20 protein-coding genes and 1 pseudogene are annotated in these 17,263 nt (G+C 61.5%); 14 read left to right on the top strand and 7 right to left on the bottom strand.

All coding sequences use genetic code 11. The features are described 5' to 3' along the window. The first annotated feature begins 10 nt into the window (after nt 1–10). The 3 genes from ATC00_RS23280 (at nt 11) to ATC00_RS23270 (ending at nt 1,793) form a co-directional block, all read left to right on the top strand. Nucleotides 11–631, top strand: coding sequence for a DUF1638 domain-containing protein (locus tag ATC00_RS23280; protein WP_064254583.1), 621 nt, complete (start codon nt 11–13; stop codon nt 629–631). 138 nt (nt 632–769) lie between these two features. After that, on the top strand, nt 770–1,588 hold the full coding sequence (locus ATC00_RS23275) for a formyl transferase (RefSeq protein WP_082912520.1): 819 nt from the start codon (nt 770–772) through the stop codon (nt 1,586–1,588). A gap of 16 nt (nt 1,589–1,604) precedes the next feature. Next, nucleotides 1,605–1,793, top strand: coding sequence for a hypothetical protein (locus ATC00_RS23270; protein ID WP_037386383.1), 189 nt, complete (start codon nt 1,605–1,607; stop codon nt 1,791–1,793). A gap of 540 nt (nt 1,794–2,333) precedes the next feature. Here the strand turns inward: ATC00_RS23270 and ATC00_RS23260 are convergent. Continuing rightward, entirely contained in the window at nt 2,334–2,801 is a 468-nt protein-coding gene (locus ATC00_RS23260) for a BA14K family protein (protein ID WP_064254582.1), read from the bottom strand. A 512-nt stretch (nt 2,802–3,313) separates the two neighbouring features. On the opposite strand from ATC00_RS23260, the gene ATC00_RS23255 reads away from it, so the two are divergent. From ATC00_RS23255 to ATC00_RS23225, 7 genes are all read left to right on the top strand, one after another. Beyond that, a complete protein-coding gene (locus ATC00_RS23255; protein ID WP_037386389.1) occupies nt 3,314–3,616 on the top strand; it encodes a virulence factor in 303 nt (100 codons plus the stop codon). Further along, on the top strand, nt 3,609–4,190 hold the full coding sequence (locus ATC00_RS23250) for a methylenetetrahydrofolate reductase C-terminal domain-containing protein (RefSeq protein WP_037386393.1): 582 nt from the start codon (nt 3,609–3,611) through the stop codon (nt 4,188–4,190). Before ATC00_RS23255 ends, ATC00_RS23250 begins: the two co-directional genes overlap by 8 nt. Further along, nucleotides 4,187–5,278, top strand: coding sequence for a methylenetetrahydrofolate reductase (locus tag ATC00_RS23245; protein ID WP_037386396.1), 1,092 nt, complete (start codon nt 4,187–4,189; stop codon nt 5,276–5,278). The genes ATC00_RS23250 and ATC00_RS23245 overlap by 4 nt, the downstream gene beginning before the upstream one ends. Before the next feature lie 117 nt (nt 5,279–5,395). Beyond that, complete coding sequence (locus ATC00_RS23240) at nt 5,396–6,358, top strand: methyltetrahydrofolate cobalamin methyltransferase (protein WP_064254581.1); 963 nt, start codon at nt 5,396–5,398, stop codon at nt 6,356–6,358. A 42-nt stretch (nt 6,359–6,400) separates the two neighbouring features. Continuing rightward, nucleotides 6,401–6,703, top strand: a complete 303-nt coding sequence (locus tag ATC00_RS23235) for a hypothetical protein (RefSeq protein WP_064254580.1) — start codon at nt 6,401–6,403, stop codon at nt 6,701–6,703. Between the two features lie 45 nt (nt 6,704–6,748). After that, nucleotides 6,749–7,087: a hypothetical protein gene (locus ATC00_RS23230; protein WP_037386436.1), complete on the top strand. Its 339-nt coding sequence runs from the start codon at nt 6,749–6,751 to the stop codon at nt 7,085–7,087. Nucleotides 7,088–7,247: 160 nt separating this feature from the next. Continuing rightward, entirely contained in the window at nt 7,248–9,320 is a 2,073-nt protein-coding gene (locus ATC00_RS23225; protein WP_064254579.1) for an ASKHA domain-containing protein, read from the top strand. A gap of 60 nt (nt 9,321–9,380) precedes the next feature. On the opposite strand, the gene ATC00_RS23220 is transcribed toward ATC00_RS23225, so the two are convergent. Continuing rightward, the gene (locus ATC00_RS23220; protein ID WP_037386440.1) at nt 9,381–9,620 is read right to left on the bottom strand and encodes a DUF1127 domain-containing protein; all 240 of its coding nucleotides are present in this window, start codon (nt 9,618–9,620) and stop codon (nt 9,381–9,383) included. A gap of 189 nt (nt 9,621–9,809) precedes the next feature. Here ATC00_RS23220 and ATC00_RS23215 point away from each other — a divergent pair. Then, nucleotides 9,810–10,565 (top strand): annotated as a pseudogene (locus ATC00_RS23215) (winged helix-turn-helix domain-containing protein); the annotation flags it as partial. Nucleotides 10,566–10,633: 68 nt separating this feature from the next. Here ATC00_RS23215 and ATC00_RS23210 read toward each other — a convergent pair. The 3 genes from ATC00_RS23210 to ATC00_RS23200 all read right to left on the bottom strand — a co-directional run bounded on the left by ATC00_RS23210 (nt 10,634) and on the right by ATC00_RS23200 (nt 12,451). After that, nucleotides 10,634–11,107, bottom strand: a complete 474-nt coding sequence (locus ATC00_RS23210; RefSeq protein WP_037386442.1) for an SRPBCC family protein — start codon at nt 11,105–11,107, stop codon at nt 10,634–10,636. A 40-nt stretch (nt 11,108–11,147) separates the two neighbouring features. Next, a complete protein-coding gene (locus tag ATC00_RS23205; protein WP_037386444.1) occupies nt 11,148–11,468 on the bottom strand; it encodes an ArsR/SmtB family transcription factor in 321 nt (106 codons plus the stop codon). 68 nt (nt 11,469–11,536) lie between these two features. Further along, the gene (locus ATC00_RS23200; RefSeq protein ID WP_037386446.1) at nt 11,537–12,451 is read right to left on the bottom strand and encodes a LysR substrate-binding domain-containing protein; all 915 of its coding nucleotides are present in this window, start codon (nt 12,449–12,451) and stop codon (nt 11,537–11,539) included. Nucleotides 12,452–12,582: 131 nt separating this feature from the next. Between ATC00_RS23200 and ATC00_RS23195 the strand changes: the two genes are divergently transcribed. The 3 genes from ATC00_RS23195 to ATC00_RS23185 all read left to right on the top strand — a co-directional run bounded on the left by ATC00_RS23195 (nt 12,583) and on the right by ATC00_RS23185 (nt 14,733). Continuing rightward, on the top strand, nt 12,583–12,921 hold the full coding sequence (locus ATC00_RS23195) for a hypothetical protein (RefSeq protein WP_037386448.1): 339 nt from the start codon (nt 12,583–12,585) through the stop codon (nt 12,919–12,921). A gap of 114 nt (nt 12,922–13,035) precedes the next feature. After that, nucleotides 13,036–13,233, top strand: coding sequence for a hypothetical protein (locus ATC00_RS32345; protein ID WP_037386450.1), 198 nt, complete (start codon nt 13,036–13,038; stop codon nt 13,231–13,233). A 495-nt stretch (nt 13,234–13,728) separates the two neighbouring features. Continuing rightward, entirely contained in the window at nt 13,729–14,733 is a 1,005-nt protein-coding gene (locus tag ATC00_RS23185; RefSeq protein WP_012708387.1) for a GlxA family transcriptional regulator, read from the top strand. Nucleotides 14,734–14,785: 52 nt separating this feature from the next. Here ATC00_RS23185 and ATC00_RS23180 read toward each other — a convergent pair whose 3' ends face one another. Next, complete coding sequence (locus tag ATC00_RS23180) at nt 14,786–16,117, bottom strand: GGDEF domain-containing protein (RefSeq protein ID WP_064254577.1); 1,332 nt, start codon at nt 16,115–16,117, stop codon at nt 14,786–14,788. Nucleotides 16,118–16,395: 278 nt separating this feature from the next. After that, on the bottom strand, nt 16,396–17,229 hold the full coding sequence (locus ATC00_RS23175; RefSeq protein WP_064254576.1) for a response regulator: 834 nt from the start codon (nt 17,227–17,229) through the stop codon (nt 16,396–16,398). Nucleotides 17,230–17,263: the final 34 nt, after the last annotated feature.

The raw sequence follows: 17,263 nt of genomic DNA, 5'->3' as shown, positions 1-17,263 counted from the left end.
CGGAATAAAGATGGAAAACGCACCGTCGGCAAGAGAACGTGCACAACCAAAGAAAGTTCATGTCATTGGCTGCGGCGCCATCGCGCGCGAAATTCTTGCGATCTGCGAAGCCAACAAGCTCGACCATATCGAGCTCAACTGTCTTCCGGCCATCTGGCACAACACGCCGGAAAAAATCGTGCCCGGCCTTCGCGATGCGATCGCGCGCGCCCGCGCCGACGGCTTCGAGCGCATCTTCATCGCCTATGCCGATTGCGGTACCGGCGGGCTCATCGACCGGCTCTGTGAGGAGGAAAGCGTCGAGCGCATTCCCGGCCCGCACTGCTATTCCTTCTTCGCAGGCAATGCCGATTTCGCCGCGCGCTGGGACGACGACCTCACCGCCTTCTTCCTCACCGACTTTCTCGCCCGCCAGTTCGAGGCCTTCGTCGTCGAGCCACTCGGCCTCGACCGGCATCCGGAACTGCGCGATATGTATTTCTGCCACTACCGCAAGCTCGTCTACCTGTCGCAGGTGGAGGACGAGGCGTTGCAGGAGAAGGCCCGCCGCGCCGCCGACTATCTCGGCCTCGCCTATGAGTACCGCTATACCGGTTACGGCGATCTCACCCGGTCGCTGATCGAGGCCTGATGCCCGGCAAACCGAGTTCTGTGATGTCCTGGAGGCTGCCCGTTTAAGACGACGGTAACACCTGTATCGGCATATCTGTTTCTGCGCGCCCCTGTGTCCGGGCGCCGCAGATGATCCTCAGACAACCCTTACCGACCTATGTATCGATCGAACAGCGCCCTCTCGGAAAGTGAAACGGAAGCGGCCGCCGCGACCGGCCGGCGCATAGTCGTCGTTACCGCAGGGGGCGACAATCCGAACATCCTGATCAACGCGCTTGCCGCACGCTTTTCAGACATTGTCGTGCTGCAGGAGCAGCCCGAATCCAAGGCGCTCTTCGTCAGACGGCGCGCTCGAAAGCTCGGATGGACGACGGCTTTGGGCCAGCTCGCCACGATGATCGCCTCGCGTTTCGGCAAACGATTCACGCGCCGGCGGGCAGCCGAGATCCTGCGCATCTACGGCGTGTCTGCCGATAAAGCCCCCTCCGTCCCGGTGCACCGGATCGTTTCGATCAACGATGCCGAAGGCCGCGCGCGGCTGACGGCGCTTGAGCCCGCCGTGGTCTTTCTCGTCAGTTGCCGGATGCTAAAGCCGGCGACGCTGGCGGCAATCCCCTGCCCGGTCCTTAACTTCCATGCCGGCATCAATCCGCAATATCGTGGCCTGATGGGCGGCTACTGGGCGCTCGTCGGCAAGGATCGGGAGAATTTCGGCGCCACCGTTCATCTCGTCGATGAAGGCGTCGATACCGGCGGCATTCTTTACCAGTCGCGGCAGATGCCGAACCGCGCTGATACGATCCACACCTATCCGCTGCTCCAGACTGCCGCCTCGACCGACCTTGCGATCAAGGCGGTCGAGGACGCACTCGACGGCAACCTCCGCCCCCTCGATATCGCCGCTCCGTCGCGCCAATGGTATCATCCGCCGGTCTGGGCGTGGCTGTGGAATGGCATACGGCGCGGGATCTGGTGACTAGGAGGGAAACCTGATGCAACACGACCGCTATGAACTCGTCCTCGACCCAACCGACCACTGGACCGTGTGGGACAATCTGACGGGTGTCCCGGCAGTCTTTGCGGGCCAGACTCTAGCCGGGCTCACCGAGGCTGAAGCAAATCTCAGAGTGCTCACCGCAGTCGAGCGAAAGCCCTCGAAGGCGGCCGAGAATGCGGCATAGACCCCGCTGCCGGAAGCGTTGTTCTACTGAGCAGCACCCAGGACACGCTTCGTAGCACTATCCACAGCGTGGCCGGTCTGCGTGCTATCCTGTCGGAATCCCCGCGCCGTGTTGGCGCAGGACGAAAGCGCGAGAAGCGCGAGGCACAACATTGCGATCGCAGTCTTTGACATCGTGACCTCCGAATGCGTCGGCACATCCAGTGGAAATGATGCGCGTTTCTGCGAAATCAAGCGGCGCGGATGTCGGGTGACCATCTCTCTGGGGAATACCAGCGGCACGCCATACGTCATACCCAATCTATGATTGGAGACTCATGATGACCCGCAAATCATCGATGGTCGCAGCCGCGATTGCCCTTTTGACGCTCGCGGGGTGTATGACCAATCAAGCCAGTCGAAACACGAGCCCGCCTCCCTCAAGCGCTTCAAGCGGCTCCGGCGGCAGCAGCATGGGCGGCAGCCAAGGCGGCAGTTCCGGTTACTGATCCGCATCCAGGCGACAGCCCGCTCGCGGTGTGGCGAGCGGGCTTCGATAGCCTCAATAATAGGGCGAATAGCACTGCTGCCGGGGACCGCCGTAGGGCTGGTAGGAATTGTCCCATGCGCGATAGGAGCGGTATTGATCGTAGCACCAGCTGACATGGCGCTGCGGCAGCCGAGGTTCGGCATAGCGGGGCTCTGCGTATTGCGGGGGCGCGGCGATGGCGCCGCCGATAATCATACCGGCTCCGAAGGCGGCCAGCGGATACCACCAGCCATCGTCATGCCGGCGATACCCGTCCCGATAATGGCGATAACCGCGATACCCATTGTAATAGCCGTAGCGAGCACCTTCCGGTTCACGCCAGGCCCGGCGGGGGCCGCCACGGTGGTGCCACGGCTTGTGGTGAACCAGCTCTACGCTAGAACCGGGCTGCGGCGCCGGCGGAACGGGCATGGCCTCGGCAGACCCATAACTCGTGAAAGCCGTCGCGGCCGCGACGAACAGGATGCCAACCTTCTTCATCTCGACAATCCGATCTGTTGCAATGGTGCATACTTGCCGGATGTGACGTGAATGGATGGTGAATGACGCCTTGCTTATATTCTGCGCCGGCTGCGTCGCCAGTATCTGGAGTAGCCAGCGCAACAGCGGCCTTCCCGACGTGTTTCGGCGTCTCGAAGGTCAAACACAGCCGCTCGGAGAGCCATGGAGCATTCCGCTCCTGTGCGAACCGTGGAGCGTCGTTTTTTGACATATCCGACGTCGTGTCAAGGTAAGCCACGTCGCATGGACATGCGCATTGTCGGCATTACAGCGCCGCGCGTCAGAATTGACGCGTAGGGGACGCTGTAACACTTTGACTGGGCGCATAGGCCTTCCCGAAAGCCGATTTCGATTTTCGGGCTTATGCGCTCTGCATGTATCCGTAAATCGCAATCGATTTACGGATGAATACATGCAGCAATTCAAAGTGCTACAGCGACCTTTGCGCGTCGGACAAGACGCGCGGCGCTGTAGAGGAGAACAGGAATCCCATGGCAGACCGCATCATCGTCTACTGGCGCGATATCCCCGCCCAGGTCATTATCAAACAGGGCCGCAAGAGCGCCAAGCGCGAGCTTTCGCTGCGCTTCACCGAGGCGATCGACATGTGCGCCATGCGGACCGGCGCTGCCGAGACCGACGACTACCTGGCCGAATGGCGCAAGGCAGATCCGGTCCCGGTTTCAGACGATCTGGAGGCGGAAGCGGACAAGGCAGCAGCCGAACTGGAGGCCGCCTACGATAGGGAGCGGCTCGTTGCGCTCGTCAAGGCCGGAGGGCGGGACAATGTCTGACCCGAAAGTCGTCACCGGCAACGCCCAGTCCGCCAAGAAGGCGGCCACCGGAGCCTATACGCCGACAAATGTCTCGCCGAGCCGCCGCTCGCGCCACAAATATACGGTTCGGCTCTGGGCGGTGCGCAACTCGCGCTTCCTCGAATGGTTTTACAACCGCTTCGCCGACATGTTCCTTATGCTCCATCCGCTCTGGAACGCTCTCGGTTACAATCGCGTGGAGCGCCCGGTGACCTTCGTCGAACGCCACGTCAAAGGTTTCCTCTTCGACTGTCGCATGTGCGGCCAGTGCGCGCTGTCCTCTACCGGCATGTCCTGCCCGATGAACTGTCCGAAGCAGCTCCGCAACGGCCCCTGCGGCGGCGTCCGCGCCAACGGCAACTGCGAGGTCGAACCGGATATGCCCTGCGTCTGGGTGCAGGCGTGGAAGGGGTCGCAGAATATGGTGAAGGGTGATGCGATTATGAATGTCCAGAAACCCGTCAACCAGTCGCTGCGTGAGACCTCGTCCTGGTTGCGGGTGACCGCCGAGGCCGCGGCTCTCGAAGACGCGAAAAAGGAAGGCCAGCGATGAGCCCGGATGTCAACCCTTTCGACCCCAGTGCGCCGCTCGATGCCCTGCCCGGTCATTCCTCACGCGGCCGACTGGAGCGCGTGCTTCGCCGCGGCGAATTTGCTGTCACGGCCGAGCTCAATCCGCCGGACAGCGCCAATCCTCAGGACGTCTACGATCGGGCGGCGATCTTCGACGGCTGGGTGGACGGCATCAATGCCGTCGACGCCTCGGGCGCCAACTGCCACATGTCGTCGGTCGGCATATGCGCGCTGCTGACGCGGATGGGCTATGCGCCGATCATGCAGATCGCCTGCCGCGACAAGAACCGCATCGCCATACAGGGCGACGTGCTCGGCGCCTCGGCCATGGGTGTGCAGAACATCATGTGCCTGACCGGCGATGGCGTGCAGGCCGGCGACCAGCCGGGGGCCAAGCCCGTTTTCGACCTCGACTGCATGTCGCTGCTCGAGACCGTCAGGATCATGCGCGACAATTCGAAATTCCTCTCCGGCCGCAAGCTGACGACGCCGCCGCAGGTCTTTCTCGGTGCGGCCATCAACCCCTTCGCGCCGCCTTACGACTTCCGGCCCTACCGGCTGGCAAAGAAGATCGAAGCGGGCGCCCAATTCGTCCAGAGCCAGTACTGCTTCGACGTGCCGATGTTCCGCGAATACATGAAGAAGGTGCGCGACCTCGGCCTGCACGAGAAGTGCTTCATCCTCGTCGGCGTCGGCCCGATGGCCTCGGCCAAGACGGCGCGCTGGATCCGCTCCAACGTGCCGGGCATCCACATTCCCGATTCGATCATCACGCGCCTCGAAGGCGCCCAGGACCAGAAGAAGGAAGGCAAGCAGCTCTGCATCGACATCATCAACGAGGTGAAGGAGATCGAGGGGGTATCGGGCGTTCACGTGATGGCCTATCGCCAGGAGGAATATGTGGCGGAGATCGTCCACGAGTCCGGCGTCCTGAAGGGCCGCAAGCCATGGAAACACGAAGCGACGCCGACGGAAACGCTTGTCGCCGAACGGCTTGGGCATCTTCGTGAAGGCATCGAGGAAAACCAGCAGCAGATGGCGGAGGCCGCAGCACACCATCCACATTGAGAGGGCCGCGGCCAGCGGCTTTAACAGAGGAAAACCGGCGTTTCGGCTCGTCCCGCGCTGACAAACACGAACGGGGCCAATTACATAGCCCCAGGCTCCAGGATCAGAGGATCTTTTATGACCCGCACCATCGTCGCTTCCGCCACCCGCGAGATCGTCATCGGCTTCGACCAGCCCTTCTGCGTCATCGGCGAACGCATCAACCCGACCGGTCGCAAGAAGCTCGCCGCCGAAATGATCGAGGGCAACTTCGAGACGGTCATCAAGGACGCGCTGGAGCAGGTCGCCGCAGGTGCGACCATGCTGGACGTCAATGCGGGCGTGACAGCTGTCAACCCGAACGAGACCGAACCGCCGCTGCTCGTCAAGACGCTGGAGATCGTCCAGGACCTCGTCGACGTGCCGCTGTCGATCGACAGCTCGGTAACGGCGGCGATCGAAGCCGGCCTGCGCGTTGCCAAGGGCCGCCCCCTCGTCAACTCCGTGACGGGCGAAGAGGAGAAGCTGGAAGCAATCCTTCCGCTCGTCAAGAAGTACGACGTTCCGGTTGTCGCGATTTCCAACGATGAGACCGGCATTTCGATGGATCCGGACGTCCGATTCGCTGTCGCCAAGAAGATCGTCGAGCGCGCCATGGATCATGGCATCAAGCCGCACGACATCGTCGTCGATCCGCTCGTCATGCCGATCGGCGCCCTGGGCGATGCTGGCCGGCAGGTCTTCGCACTGCTCCGCCGGCTGCGTGAAGAGCTCAAGGTCAACACCACCTGCGGCCTCTCCAATATTTCTTTCGGCCTGCCGCACCGCCACGGCATCAATGCCGGCTTCATCCCGATGGTAATCGGTGCCGGCATGACCTCGGCGATCATGAACCCCTGCCGTCCGCAGGAAATGGAGGCCGTGCGCGCCGCGAACGTCCTGAACGGCACCGACGCCAACTGCACCAACTGGATCATGACTTACCGCGACCACAAGCCGGCCGAAGGCGGACATGTGGCGGCCGCCGCGGCTCCGGCCGGCGGCGGTGGACGGCGTGGCGGACGTGCGGCGCGGGCTGGCGCCGCAGCGGTGCGGGAGTAATATCCTGCTTCGACGCTGCACTGCCCATCAGGGGGAATTGCCATGAGGAGCCATCTTCGGCTCCTTGCGGTCCTCATCCCGTTAATCCTCTTCGCCAGATACACGCTGTTTGAGGATGCGGAGGAGTTTCGAAGGTTCTACGGTGCGCTCTGGAACTATGTTCTGCCGATTGTGTTTCTAAACCTCGCGGTGCTTGCGGTCGTATCCGGCTTGGCTTTGACGAATAAGACCAATCCGGGATCTCAAGAGCGGGTCATAAACCTGTGCTTTTGGGGTGGTTCGATGGTGTTGGCCACGGCAGTCGCCTATGCATTCGCAGTCGTGAAGCTAACCGTGGCACCATAGCGAAGTATCCGGAACTCGCATCCGGCCGAAGAGTGGAGATAACCCATGACACCGCGCCGCCTCCGCTTGGACACTGCCACGCTTTGGTTCGATGCTCCATTCGTCATCGCGATTCGGCTGCATCAGATGCAGCTTGCGGCTATGACCGGCAAGACGCACGACGTGGCCGAACTCCAGCGCATGGTTTCCGAAAAGGTCGCAGCTGCGGTCGAGAGCGGCATGGCCGTGAACGTGGCCCTCTGGAAGGCCGCTCTCGACAGCACGATGCGGCTGATGACCGGAAGCGGTTCCCGGCACGGGACGGCTATTGCCGCGGCGGCCCTCAAGCCCTATGGCAAGCGGGTGCGCAGCAATGCCCGGCGGCTATCCCGCAGGAAACCGTGACCGTCCTGTTCGCAAGCGCACGGCAACCCTTCTGAAATGTGCTGGCAGATCTTTTCATGTCGGGATCTGACAACTATCAGGCGTCATTCCGGTGCAGTCTGAAGCGGTTTACCCGCGCTTCGCTCCCCGGTTGAAGCGGACCTACGAGAGACCGACCAGCATGCGCATCGAAAGCACTTCCGAAATCGAGAGCAATATGACCGAAGCCGCGCAGAAGGATCCTCTTGTGCTTTTCATGCCGTCGGGCAAGCGCGGCCGCTTCCCAGTGGGCACGCCTGTGCTCGATGCTGCGCGCAAGCTCGGGGTCTATGTCGAAAGCGTCTGCGGCGGCCGCGCCACCTGCGGGCGCTGCCAGGTTTCCATTCAGGAAGGCAATTTCGCCAAGCACAAGATCGTTTCGTCGAACGACCATATCTCGCCGATCGGCCCGAAGGAGCAACGCTACGCCACAGTGCGCGAACTGCCCGATGGTCGTCGCCTGTCCTGTTCGGCGCAAATCCTCGGCGATCTCGTCATCGACGTGCCGCAGGATACCGTTATCAACGCCCAGGTGGTGCGCAAGGCCGCAACCGACCGGGTTATCGAGCGCAATGCCGCCGTCCAGCTCTGCTATGTCGAAGTGGACGAGCCGGACATGCACAAGCCGCTCGGCGATCTCGACCGGATGAAAGCGGTTCTGGAAAAGGATTGGGGCTGGAAGGATCTGCTGATCGCGCCGCATCTGATCCCGCAGGTCCAGGGCATTCTGCGCAAGGGCAACTGGGCGGTGACGGCCGCGATCCATCGAGACATGGATTCCTCTCGCCCCTTTATCGTCGGCCTTTGGCCGGGATTGAAGAACGAGGCCTATGGGATAGCCTGCGATATCGGCTCGACGACGATCGCCATGCACCTAGTGTCGCTGCTCTCCGGCCGCATCGTCGCCTCTTCGGGCGCGTCGAACCCGCAGATTCGCTTCGGCGAGGATCTGATGAGCCGCGTCTCCTATGTGATGATGAACCCGGATGGCCGCGAGGCTATGACCAAGGCCGTGCGGGAAGCGGTGAACGGGCTGATCGGCAAGGTCTGCAGCGAAGGCGGCGTCGATCGGCACGATATTCTCGATATGGTGATTGTCGGCAACCCGATCATGCATCACCTTTTCCTCGGCATCGACCCGACGGAACTCGGCCAGGCGCCCTTCGCACTCGCGGTTTCTGGCGCGCTGCAATATTGGGCGCATGAGATCAACATCGAGGTCAATCGCGGCGCGAGGCTTTATATGCTCCCCTGCATCGCCGGCCATGTCGGAGCGGATGCGGCAGGCGCGACGCTTTCGGAGGGTCCGCATCGCCAGGACAAGATGATGCTGCTCGTCGACGTCGGAACCAATGCCGAAATCGTCCTCGGCAACCGGCAACGCGTTGTGGCAGCGTCCTCGCCGACCGGCCCGGCCTTCGAGGGCGCCGAAATCTCCTCCGGCCAGCGCGCCGCACCCGGCGCGATCGAGCGCGTCCGCATCGACCCGGAGACACTGGAACCACGCTTCCGCGTCATCGGCGTCGACAAGTGGTCGGATGAGGAGGGGTTCGCCGAGGCTGCCGCAGTGGTGGGCGTTACCGGGATCTGCGGCTCGGCGATTATCGAAGTCGTTGCCGAGATGTATCTCACCGGCATCATCTCGCAGGACGGCGTCGTCGACGGCGCGATGGCTGCCAGAAGCCCGCGGATCGTTCCGAACGGCCGCACCTTCTCCTACCTGCTCCATGACGGCGAGCCGCGCATCACCGTGACGCAGAACGACATCCGGGCGATACAGCTCGCCAAGGCTGCGCTCTATGCCGGCATCAAGCTCTTGATGGAAAAACAGGGCGTCGAGCATGTCGACACGATCCGCTTTGCCGGCGCCTTCGGTTCCTTCATCGATCCGAAATACGCCATGGTGCTCGGCCTGATTCCGGATTGCGACCTCGCCGAGGTGAAGGCAGTCGGCAATGCCGCCGGCACCGGTGCACTGATGGCGCTCCTCAACCGCGGTCATCGTCGCGAGATCGAGGAAACAGTGAGGAAAATCGAGAAGATAGAGACGGCTCTTGAGTCGAAATTTCAGGAGCACTTCGTCAATGCCATGGCGATGCCGAACAAGGTCGACGCTTTCCCGAAGCTCTCCGAGGTCGTCGCGCTGCCGGAGCGCAAGGTGCTGGCCGATGACGGCGAAGGTGGCGGTCGTAGACGGCGGCGTAGCCGGGAGTAGCCCCGACCGCCATGCTCGCCGGCACATCCCCCGTCATGTCCTGCGTGTCACAAGAGCCGCTCACTCGCGCCAGAACGGCTTGGTGAGTTCGTCCTCGACTTGCCGGGTGGTCAGCCCGATGTCATCGAGCAACTCGGGGCCATCCTTCGAAAGCCGCGCCAGCTCCTCACGATAGTGGATGCGCCGATTCCAGATCTCGACAAGGCTTCCGGTGGTCACCGGACCGTCGAGTGCGGTGGCTTCGCCTGTCCATGCATGCGCAAGCCAATGGCGACCGGTAGTTAAGGAAAAAATGTGCATGGAGCTCCCCCTTCCCTCCGCTGGAGTCCGTTCATGGCTGGCAGAACTCGCGCATTCTGGAGAAAGCGATACTCGGTGTATCGAAGCGGCGCCGAATAGTTCCGAAAAATTCCGAAACGCGTGACGACGCAGCGCCATTGTTTCACTCGGCACAATTTCCCATCGTGCCGCCATGCACTAAGATGCCCTATGCAGCGACCGTGCTTTGCCTTCGGTACGTTCGTGCTCGATCCCGAAGCGGGGACGCTCCGGCGCGAGGATATCCTTGTGCCCATTGCGTACCGCGGGCTGTTGCTTCTGGCGGCGTTTGCCCGACGTCCAGGCGAGGTCTTGCGCAAGGCCGATCTTCTTGAGGCAGCATGGCCGGGACTGGCCGTAGAAGAGAGCAACCTCTCAGTTCAGATAGCTGCCCTGCGGAAGCTTCTTGGTCCGGGCCCTCAGGGCGGCGAGTGGATCGCAACGATCCCTCGGGTCGGATACCGTTTCACCGCCCAGGTTCAGAGCTTCGGTGACGACCAGGGGTCGCCGCCGCCCGCGGCCCGACCATCGATCGCTGTACTGCCCTTTTGCGACATGAGCGACGATCTGGGGCACGCCTCCTTTGCGGATGGATTGACCGAGGATGTAATCACGGATCTGTCGCGGGTTCCGGACCTGTACGTCGCCGCGCGGAACTCGAGCTTCGTGTACAAGGATCAATCCGCTGACGTGCGCAGGATTGCCCAGGAACTGGGGGTCCGCTACTTGCTAGAGGGAAGCGTAAGGCGCGCCTCGGATCGTGTGCGTATCAACGCGCAACTGATCGATGCAATCGGCGGAGGACATCTCTGGGCCGAACGTTTCGACCGAAGCCTCGAGGACATTTTCGCGGTCCAGGACGAGGTTGCCCGGAAAATTGTCAAAGCGCTCATAAGCCAGCTCACAGCTCGTCCACCGCACCAGCAACTCGCCAGTCGCGAACCCTAGCGCGGCGATTGCGGGCGAAAAACCGCGCATACTTTTCCTCAGTCGCTCTAATTCGCGCTCACCTTGGCCGCATAGGACGCCAGCAATCCACCCCATCCTTTCTCAGAATCGAGCACCCCGCGCAGATCCTCGGCCCTCACGCCGTAATTGCCGAGATCGCGGTGCTCGAGCGTGACGATGGTCTCGCTTTCGCCCTTCGCCTCGAACCAGACTTCGACTTCGGTCTGGAATGTCGGGTCGAAGTCGAAATCGGCGTTGAGCTGCCAGGCGAGAAGAATGCGGTGCGGCGGATCGCAGGCGATGACGCGGCCCCATTCGCGCTCCTCGCCGGCATTCCCGACCTCGTACCATCTGCCGCCGGCTCTCGCCTCGATGATCACCGTCCTCTGTCCGGACTCCGTCAGGCTGTGCTCTTTGATCCACCAGTCCCCCATGCCGTTAACGAAGACCTCGAAGGCCTTCTGCGGGGATGTGCGGACGGCAATGGATTTGCGGACCGGAACCGGTTCGATCCTGTGCATGAGGTTTCTCCCGGTTGTTGTGCCTCTTTCAGGTGGTCGTTCAGCCTTCCTCCCGATCGGCCACCGCATCGACCTTTGATTGGAAGGCGGCGAGCTGCTCGATCCAGAAGCGGTCCAGCCACTGCCGCAACGGCCCCAAACCACCGGGATCGATGGAGTAGATCCGCCGCGCCCCCGCAGGTTCGTCACGAACGAGACGGGCTTCCTTCAAGACTTTCAAGTGCTGCGAGATCGCCGGTTGCGATACGGGCATGGCGCGCGACAGTTCGGAAACCGACTGCCCGCGAGCTGCAAGGCGCTCGAAAATCGCCCTTCGCGTCGGATCGGCCAGCGCAGCAAAGAGCCGAGTTTCATAAGTCATGGCTTATTATAAGCCTTGGCTTATTGCCGTCAACCCAAGCCCCTTGTCGCAAGCCGCAAGAGCTCCGTTTAAACGGGCTCGGCCACCCTGCCTGCCTGCAGTTGGAGGTCGGCGAACGCCTCACGGACGTGATCGGCGACCGCCAGCACCGGTGCCGGCGCATCCTCAACCACCTTCAGCCCGATATCGTAATGGCCGAGATCGGGCAGCCCGTCACGCTCGCCGAGCTGCACCATCTCCCCTTGGACCAGATAGCGGGGCAGCGGCGCGATCGCGAGGCCGGCGAGCACCGCCGCACGCTGTCCCGTCGTGTAGGCGCTCAGGAACGCGACGCGGAATTTGCGTCCGGCCCGCGACAGCTTCTCGACTGCATCGGCGCGCCACACGCATCCGTCTTCCCACATCGACACTGGCAGGGGATCGCGCATATGCGCGTTGCCGCACTTGGCGCCGGCCCAGACCAGCTTTTCCTGCATCAGGATTTCGCCGTCCTTGGACGCCTCGTCGGAAAGGCTATTGTAAATGGCAATATCGAGCCTGTGCTCGTCCACGCGCTTGCGCATGGCGTTGCTCATGCCGATCGACACGTCGACCGTGACATTCGGATAGGTTTCGGCAAAACGCTTCAGCACTTCCGGCAGGATGCGCTCGCCGACATCTTCCGGTGCCCCAACGCGGACGACGCCGTTCATGTCGGGCAGCAGGAAGCGAGACACCGTCTCGTTGTTGAGCGACAAGAGCCGGCGGGCAAAGCCGAGCAGCAACTCACCCTTCGGCGTCAATGAGACCGACCGCGCGTCGCGCAGAAAAAGAGTACAGCCCAGCGTCTCCTCGAGCTTTTTGATCTGCATCGAAACCGCGGATGGCGTGCGGTACACGGCTTCGGCCGCAGTCGTAAAGTTGCCGGTTTCGGCAATGGCGACGAAGGTCTTCAACACATCCATTTCAAGCAGGGGAAGCGCGTGGCGCAGGATCATGTTCATGGCGGCCTCCTCATTCAGAAAATCTGAAAGATAGCTTAACTCCATTTCGTTTGATTGAATATCACATAGGAGCGATAGTCAAGCTCGCAAGGAGGCGGGAAGCACCCCGCAAAACGCAAAGGAGCAAGGTCATGACCGCCCTGACATTGGCGATCGACAACGCCGCAACCCCACGACGGCTTACTGGCACTCCTATATTCGGGAACGGGGTAACGGACGGATCGACGCTGCAACATGATCGCGCCGTCCGGCAGGCAGGTGACGACGATTTCGTTCTCGCAACGCTGTCCCGGGTCCAGATCCTCATCGAGCGGATTGCGAACAGAAGGCGCGCGATGAAGCTCGCCAGAAATCGGGTGGAAACCCTGCGCCAATTGGCGAAACTGCCGGCAAGGGTCAGAAATGACCTGTTACAAGCGGAACAGAAGGTGATCAGGTCGCCTGATACAAGCTGTTACGTGCAGCAGTAAGAGATCACGATGTTTGATGAAATGTATCAAACATATTCGTTTGATTGATCAATATGGTTGCGCCATAACCAAGACGTGGTCGCGACCTTTTGAGAAGCTCAGAAGGAACCAGCAATGTCTACGAACCAACATTCGTCATCGTCGAGCCAGAGCCTTGCGGCTTTGCCCGGTCTTTTCAGCCTGCGCGCCCGCGCCTGGGCCGCCTGGAAGCGGCACCGCAACGAGCGCATATTGGAGAACCTCTCCTATGACACGCTGAAGGACATCGGCTTCCCCGCCGTCGACGACGCCGTGCATAAGACGGAACAATGAACAGCGACACGACCTGTCGAAAGCCCCGCGCCTGGCGGGGGTTGATGAACTGAAGAAGGGCATTCCCAATCGGGATGCCCTTCTTGCTTTAGGATATGCGCTAACCTTCCGCTGCGACCCGACCATGCCCGACCTGATGTCGTCCTGCAGATGGACTTGTTCTGAGCTAGTCCCGATGCGGCTCTTGTCAGATACCGACACCCTCCGCCGCCTCCTCGAGAAAGTCGCAATCTGCACAATGGCCTCAGCAACCCGGACATGGCGACATTTCGGACGTCGGACGACATTTCTTGTCGAAATGCGCCACGTCAGCGGGCCCTTCTGTCGCTTTCGTGCAATCGGCAATTCCTCGGACCGGAGAAGGTCCATTGTCGCGATGTCGCAATGCGAAATTTCTTCCCGGTCGCGGCTTTCCATGTCAATGTCGTAAACAGACAAGCCGCGTGACATATTACAAGCGACGAATAGACACCCTCGTCCAGCATGGGAAGCCTCATGAACAAGCCTCTGACCAAAAAGCGCTCGCTCGTCTTCTTTCTGGTGCCGAACTTTTCAATGCTGCCTTTTTCCGCGGCGATAGAAACGCTGCGCATCGCCAATCGCATGCTCGGCTACGAGGCTTACACATGGCGCCTCGCCTCGACAGACGGCCAGAAGGTCTTTTCATCGGCCGGCATCGCCCTCGAGGTCAATACGTCGCTTGCGGACGAGCGCAAGTTCCTGGCCGGCGAAAACCGCCCCTCCATGGTGCTTGTCTGTTCGGGCGTCTACGTCGAGGAGTTCCAGAACAAATCGGTCAATGCCTGGCTGCGCGAGGTCTACAATCGCGGCATTGCCGTCGGCAGCCTGTGTACGGGCGCCCATGTGCTGGCCTCCGCGGGCCTGCTCACGGGCAAGCGCTGCGCCATCCACTGGGAAAACCTGCCCGGCTTTTCCGAGAGCTTCCCGCAGGCGGAGGTCTATGCTGACCTGTACGAGATCGACAGCAACATCTATACCTGCGCAGGCGGCACCGCTTCGCTCGACATGATGCTGAACCTGATCGATCAGGACTTCGGCGAGAGCCTGGTTAACCGGGTCTGCGAGCAGGCCTTGACCGATCGCGTACGCGGTCCGCATGACCGCCAGCGGCTTCCACTGCGCGCCCGCCTGGGGGTCCAGAACGCCAAGGTCCTCTCGATCATCGAACTGATGGAGGCGAACCTCTCCGAGCCGCTCTCGCTCCTCGAAATCGCGGAAAGCGCCGACCTGTCGCGTCGCCAGATCGAGCGGCTGTTCCGACAGGAGATGGGCCGCTCGCCGGCACGCTATTACCTGGAGATTCGCCTCGACCGCGCCCGGCATCTGCTGATCCAGTCATCGATGCCTGTAGTCGAGGTGGCCGTCGCCTGCGGTTTCGTGTCGGCCTCGCACTTCTCCAAGTGTTATCGTGAGCTTTACAACCGCTCGCCGCAGCAGGAGCGCGCCGAGCGCAAGCTGACGCTGCAGATGGCGCGCTGAGCCCGGCTGGAGCAAGGCATCGAAGGCGGGCCGCCATCCGGCCCGTCAACACTCACGACGCCAGCGCGTCGAGCAGCGTCAGCTCGGAAATGACGCGGTTTCGCCCGGCATGTTTCGCCATATAGAGAAACTGGTCGGCGGCGTGCAGATAGTTCTCGAAGGCTTCCGGCGCTTCGATCGTCGCAAGCCCGATCGAAACGGTGATCGCCAGTTCCTCATCGTCGGCGACGATCCTCGTCTTCGCCAGTTCCGCCCGCAGCTTTTCGCAAAAGGCGAAAGCATCGCGCACGCCGAGGCCATCGAACAGGATACCGAACTCCTCGCCGCCGAGGCGCGCCAGAAGATGCTCCTCTCCGACGAGCGTCTTCAATCGCGCCGCGACATGCTTCAATACGAGGTCGCCGATCTCATGGCCGTAGGTGTCGTTCAGGCGCTTGAAATGGTCGATGTCGAGGACGGCGATCGAGGTCCCTTCGCCGCGTCGTAAATGTTGATCAACCAGCCGCGGACCGGTCATGAAGAAATGGCGGCGGTTGAAAATTCCCGTCAGGTAGTCGCAGGCCGCGGCGAGTTTCAGGGCCTGGATGCGCTTCTGAAGCATGGCGGCGTGCCGGACGCGGCCGCTGAACTCAGCCTCGAGGAAAGGCTTGCGGATGAAATCCGTACCGCCCGCCTCGATGAAGCGGGCTGCGACGCGTGCGTCGCCCTGTTCCGAGAGACCAATGATCGGTACGGCATCCTCACCTTGGCGCTTGCGCACCTCTTCGAGCAGGGCAAGACCGGCAAGGTCGGCAAGCCCCGTATCGGTGACGACGACGTCGACGGCACCGCCTTGGTCGAGGACCTGCAATGCTTCCCACGCTTCCGACGTCTCGATCACCGCAAACAGCCCACGCCGCAGGACGCCTGCCAGCTCCTGTCGCGAGGCCGCACAGGAATCCACCAGCAGCACATTGGTTCGTCCCTTTGTGAGGACCCGGTCGACCGCCGCGATCAGCCGCTCGATCGAATCCGGCTCGTTCTTGACGATGCAATCGGCAACACCCCGGTTGAGAATCTGATCGCGCGTGCTGTCGTTGAAGGCGGCCGTGAAGACGATGGCCGGGACATTGCTCGCCAGGATGAAATCCAAGGCCTCGCAATTCGGTGCGTCCGGCAGGTTGAGATCGAGGACCGCGAGCGAAAACGCCCATTCCTCCGCCGCAGCAACCTCGGCCTTCACCGCGGCGAGTGAGGCGCAATGGGCGACATTAATTCCGTGCATAAGTTCCAGCCCGTGCTTGAGAGCGGCCGCGAACATCCGTGAATCCTCGACGAGCAGCAGACGCTTGTCGCGGTGCTTCTGAATATTGTTCGCCCGGCCCGACGCGCGGCGCAATCTCACGACCCCTGCAACCCCATCCCCTGCGGCAGCTCGTTCCCAGTCGCAGCGACGCCGAGGTTTCTTGCCTCTGCGCGATCCGACTCTGCGGCGGAGCCCCGTGACCCAATATGCACTTGCGCCCATTCGCACCGTCACCGAAGCCCCTCGGTGAGCTGCGCCTATCTGGGAATTCCCCAGTTCATTATGTCGCGATTGAACGGGTTGCCGGTTGCAATTTCGTTAACGCAGCAACCACCAGCATGGAATTTCAACCGCTTGCTTGAAAATTCGCGCGAGCGTCAGGCGGGTATTTTCACTCTTTCGCTCAAAGTCTTGATTTTCGTCAAGGTGTCGAGATTCTGGTTGACGCGGCAATAGAACTCCTCGTTGACGAAGGGACGCACGACGAAATCATTACCGCCGGCCTTGAGGAAGCGTGCGGAAAGCAAGCGGTTGGTCGACGATGAGACGCCGATGATGCGCAACTGATGCGGTCCGTGGGCCGAGCGGATTCGGCGCGTCAGCTCAAACCCGTCGATGTCCGGCATGTTGTAGTCGGTGATGACCAGCGCAATATCGGGACTTTTCTTGAGGATCTCCAGCGCCGCCGCCCCGCTTTCGGCCGAGCTGGTGCGAAAATTGTAGCGCTTCAGCTGCGTTGTCAGCAGCGCCCGCGCGGTCGGGCTGTCATCGACGATCAGCACGTGATGCTTCTGGTTGGTGAGGAATCGGCAGACCGATTCTGCCAGCATATCGACCGCGAAGACGCTGTCCTTGATCACATAGTCGACGATGTCCTTGGCGAGAATCGCCTCGCGCGTCTTTTCCTGGAAGGAACCGGTGAAGACAACCGTTGGCACGCTCATGTCGATCAGATAGTTGAGCGCCTCGCCGTTCTCAGCACCCGGCAGGTTGATGTTGGAAATGGCAAGCGAGGCTGGAAAGGACGCATTCTCAACGGCGAACTGCAAATCCTCGTAATCGCGGCAGACGATCACGTCGATATCGAACAACTCCTTCAGTCGTTTCGAAACCATCGCTGAGAACAGGTTGGAGTCCTCGGCAAGCACAATGCGGTGCTCGCCAAGGGATTCGCCGGAATAATACATTCCGGAAACGCCGAAGAATGACATTGATCGCCTATGTGAAAGAGTGTTCCCCGAAAGC

Origin of the sequence: Sinorhizobium americanum (assembly GCF_001651855.1) — a bacterium.
GTDB lineage: Bacteria > Pseudomonadota > Alphaproteobacteria > Rhizobiales > Rhizobiaceae > Sinorhizobium > Sinorhizobium americanum.
This window is presented reverse-complemented; position numbering and strand designations above follow the sequence as displayed.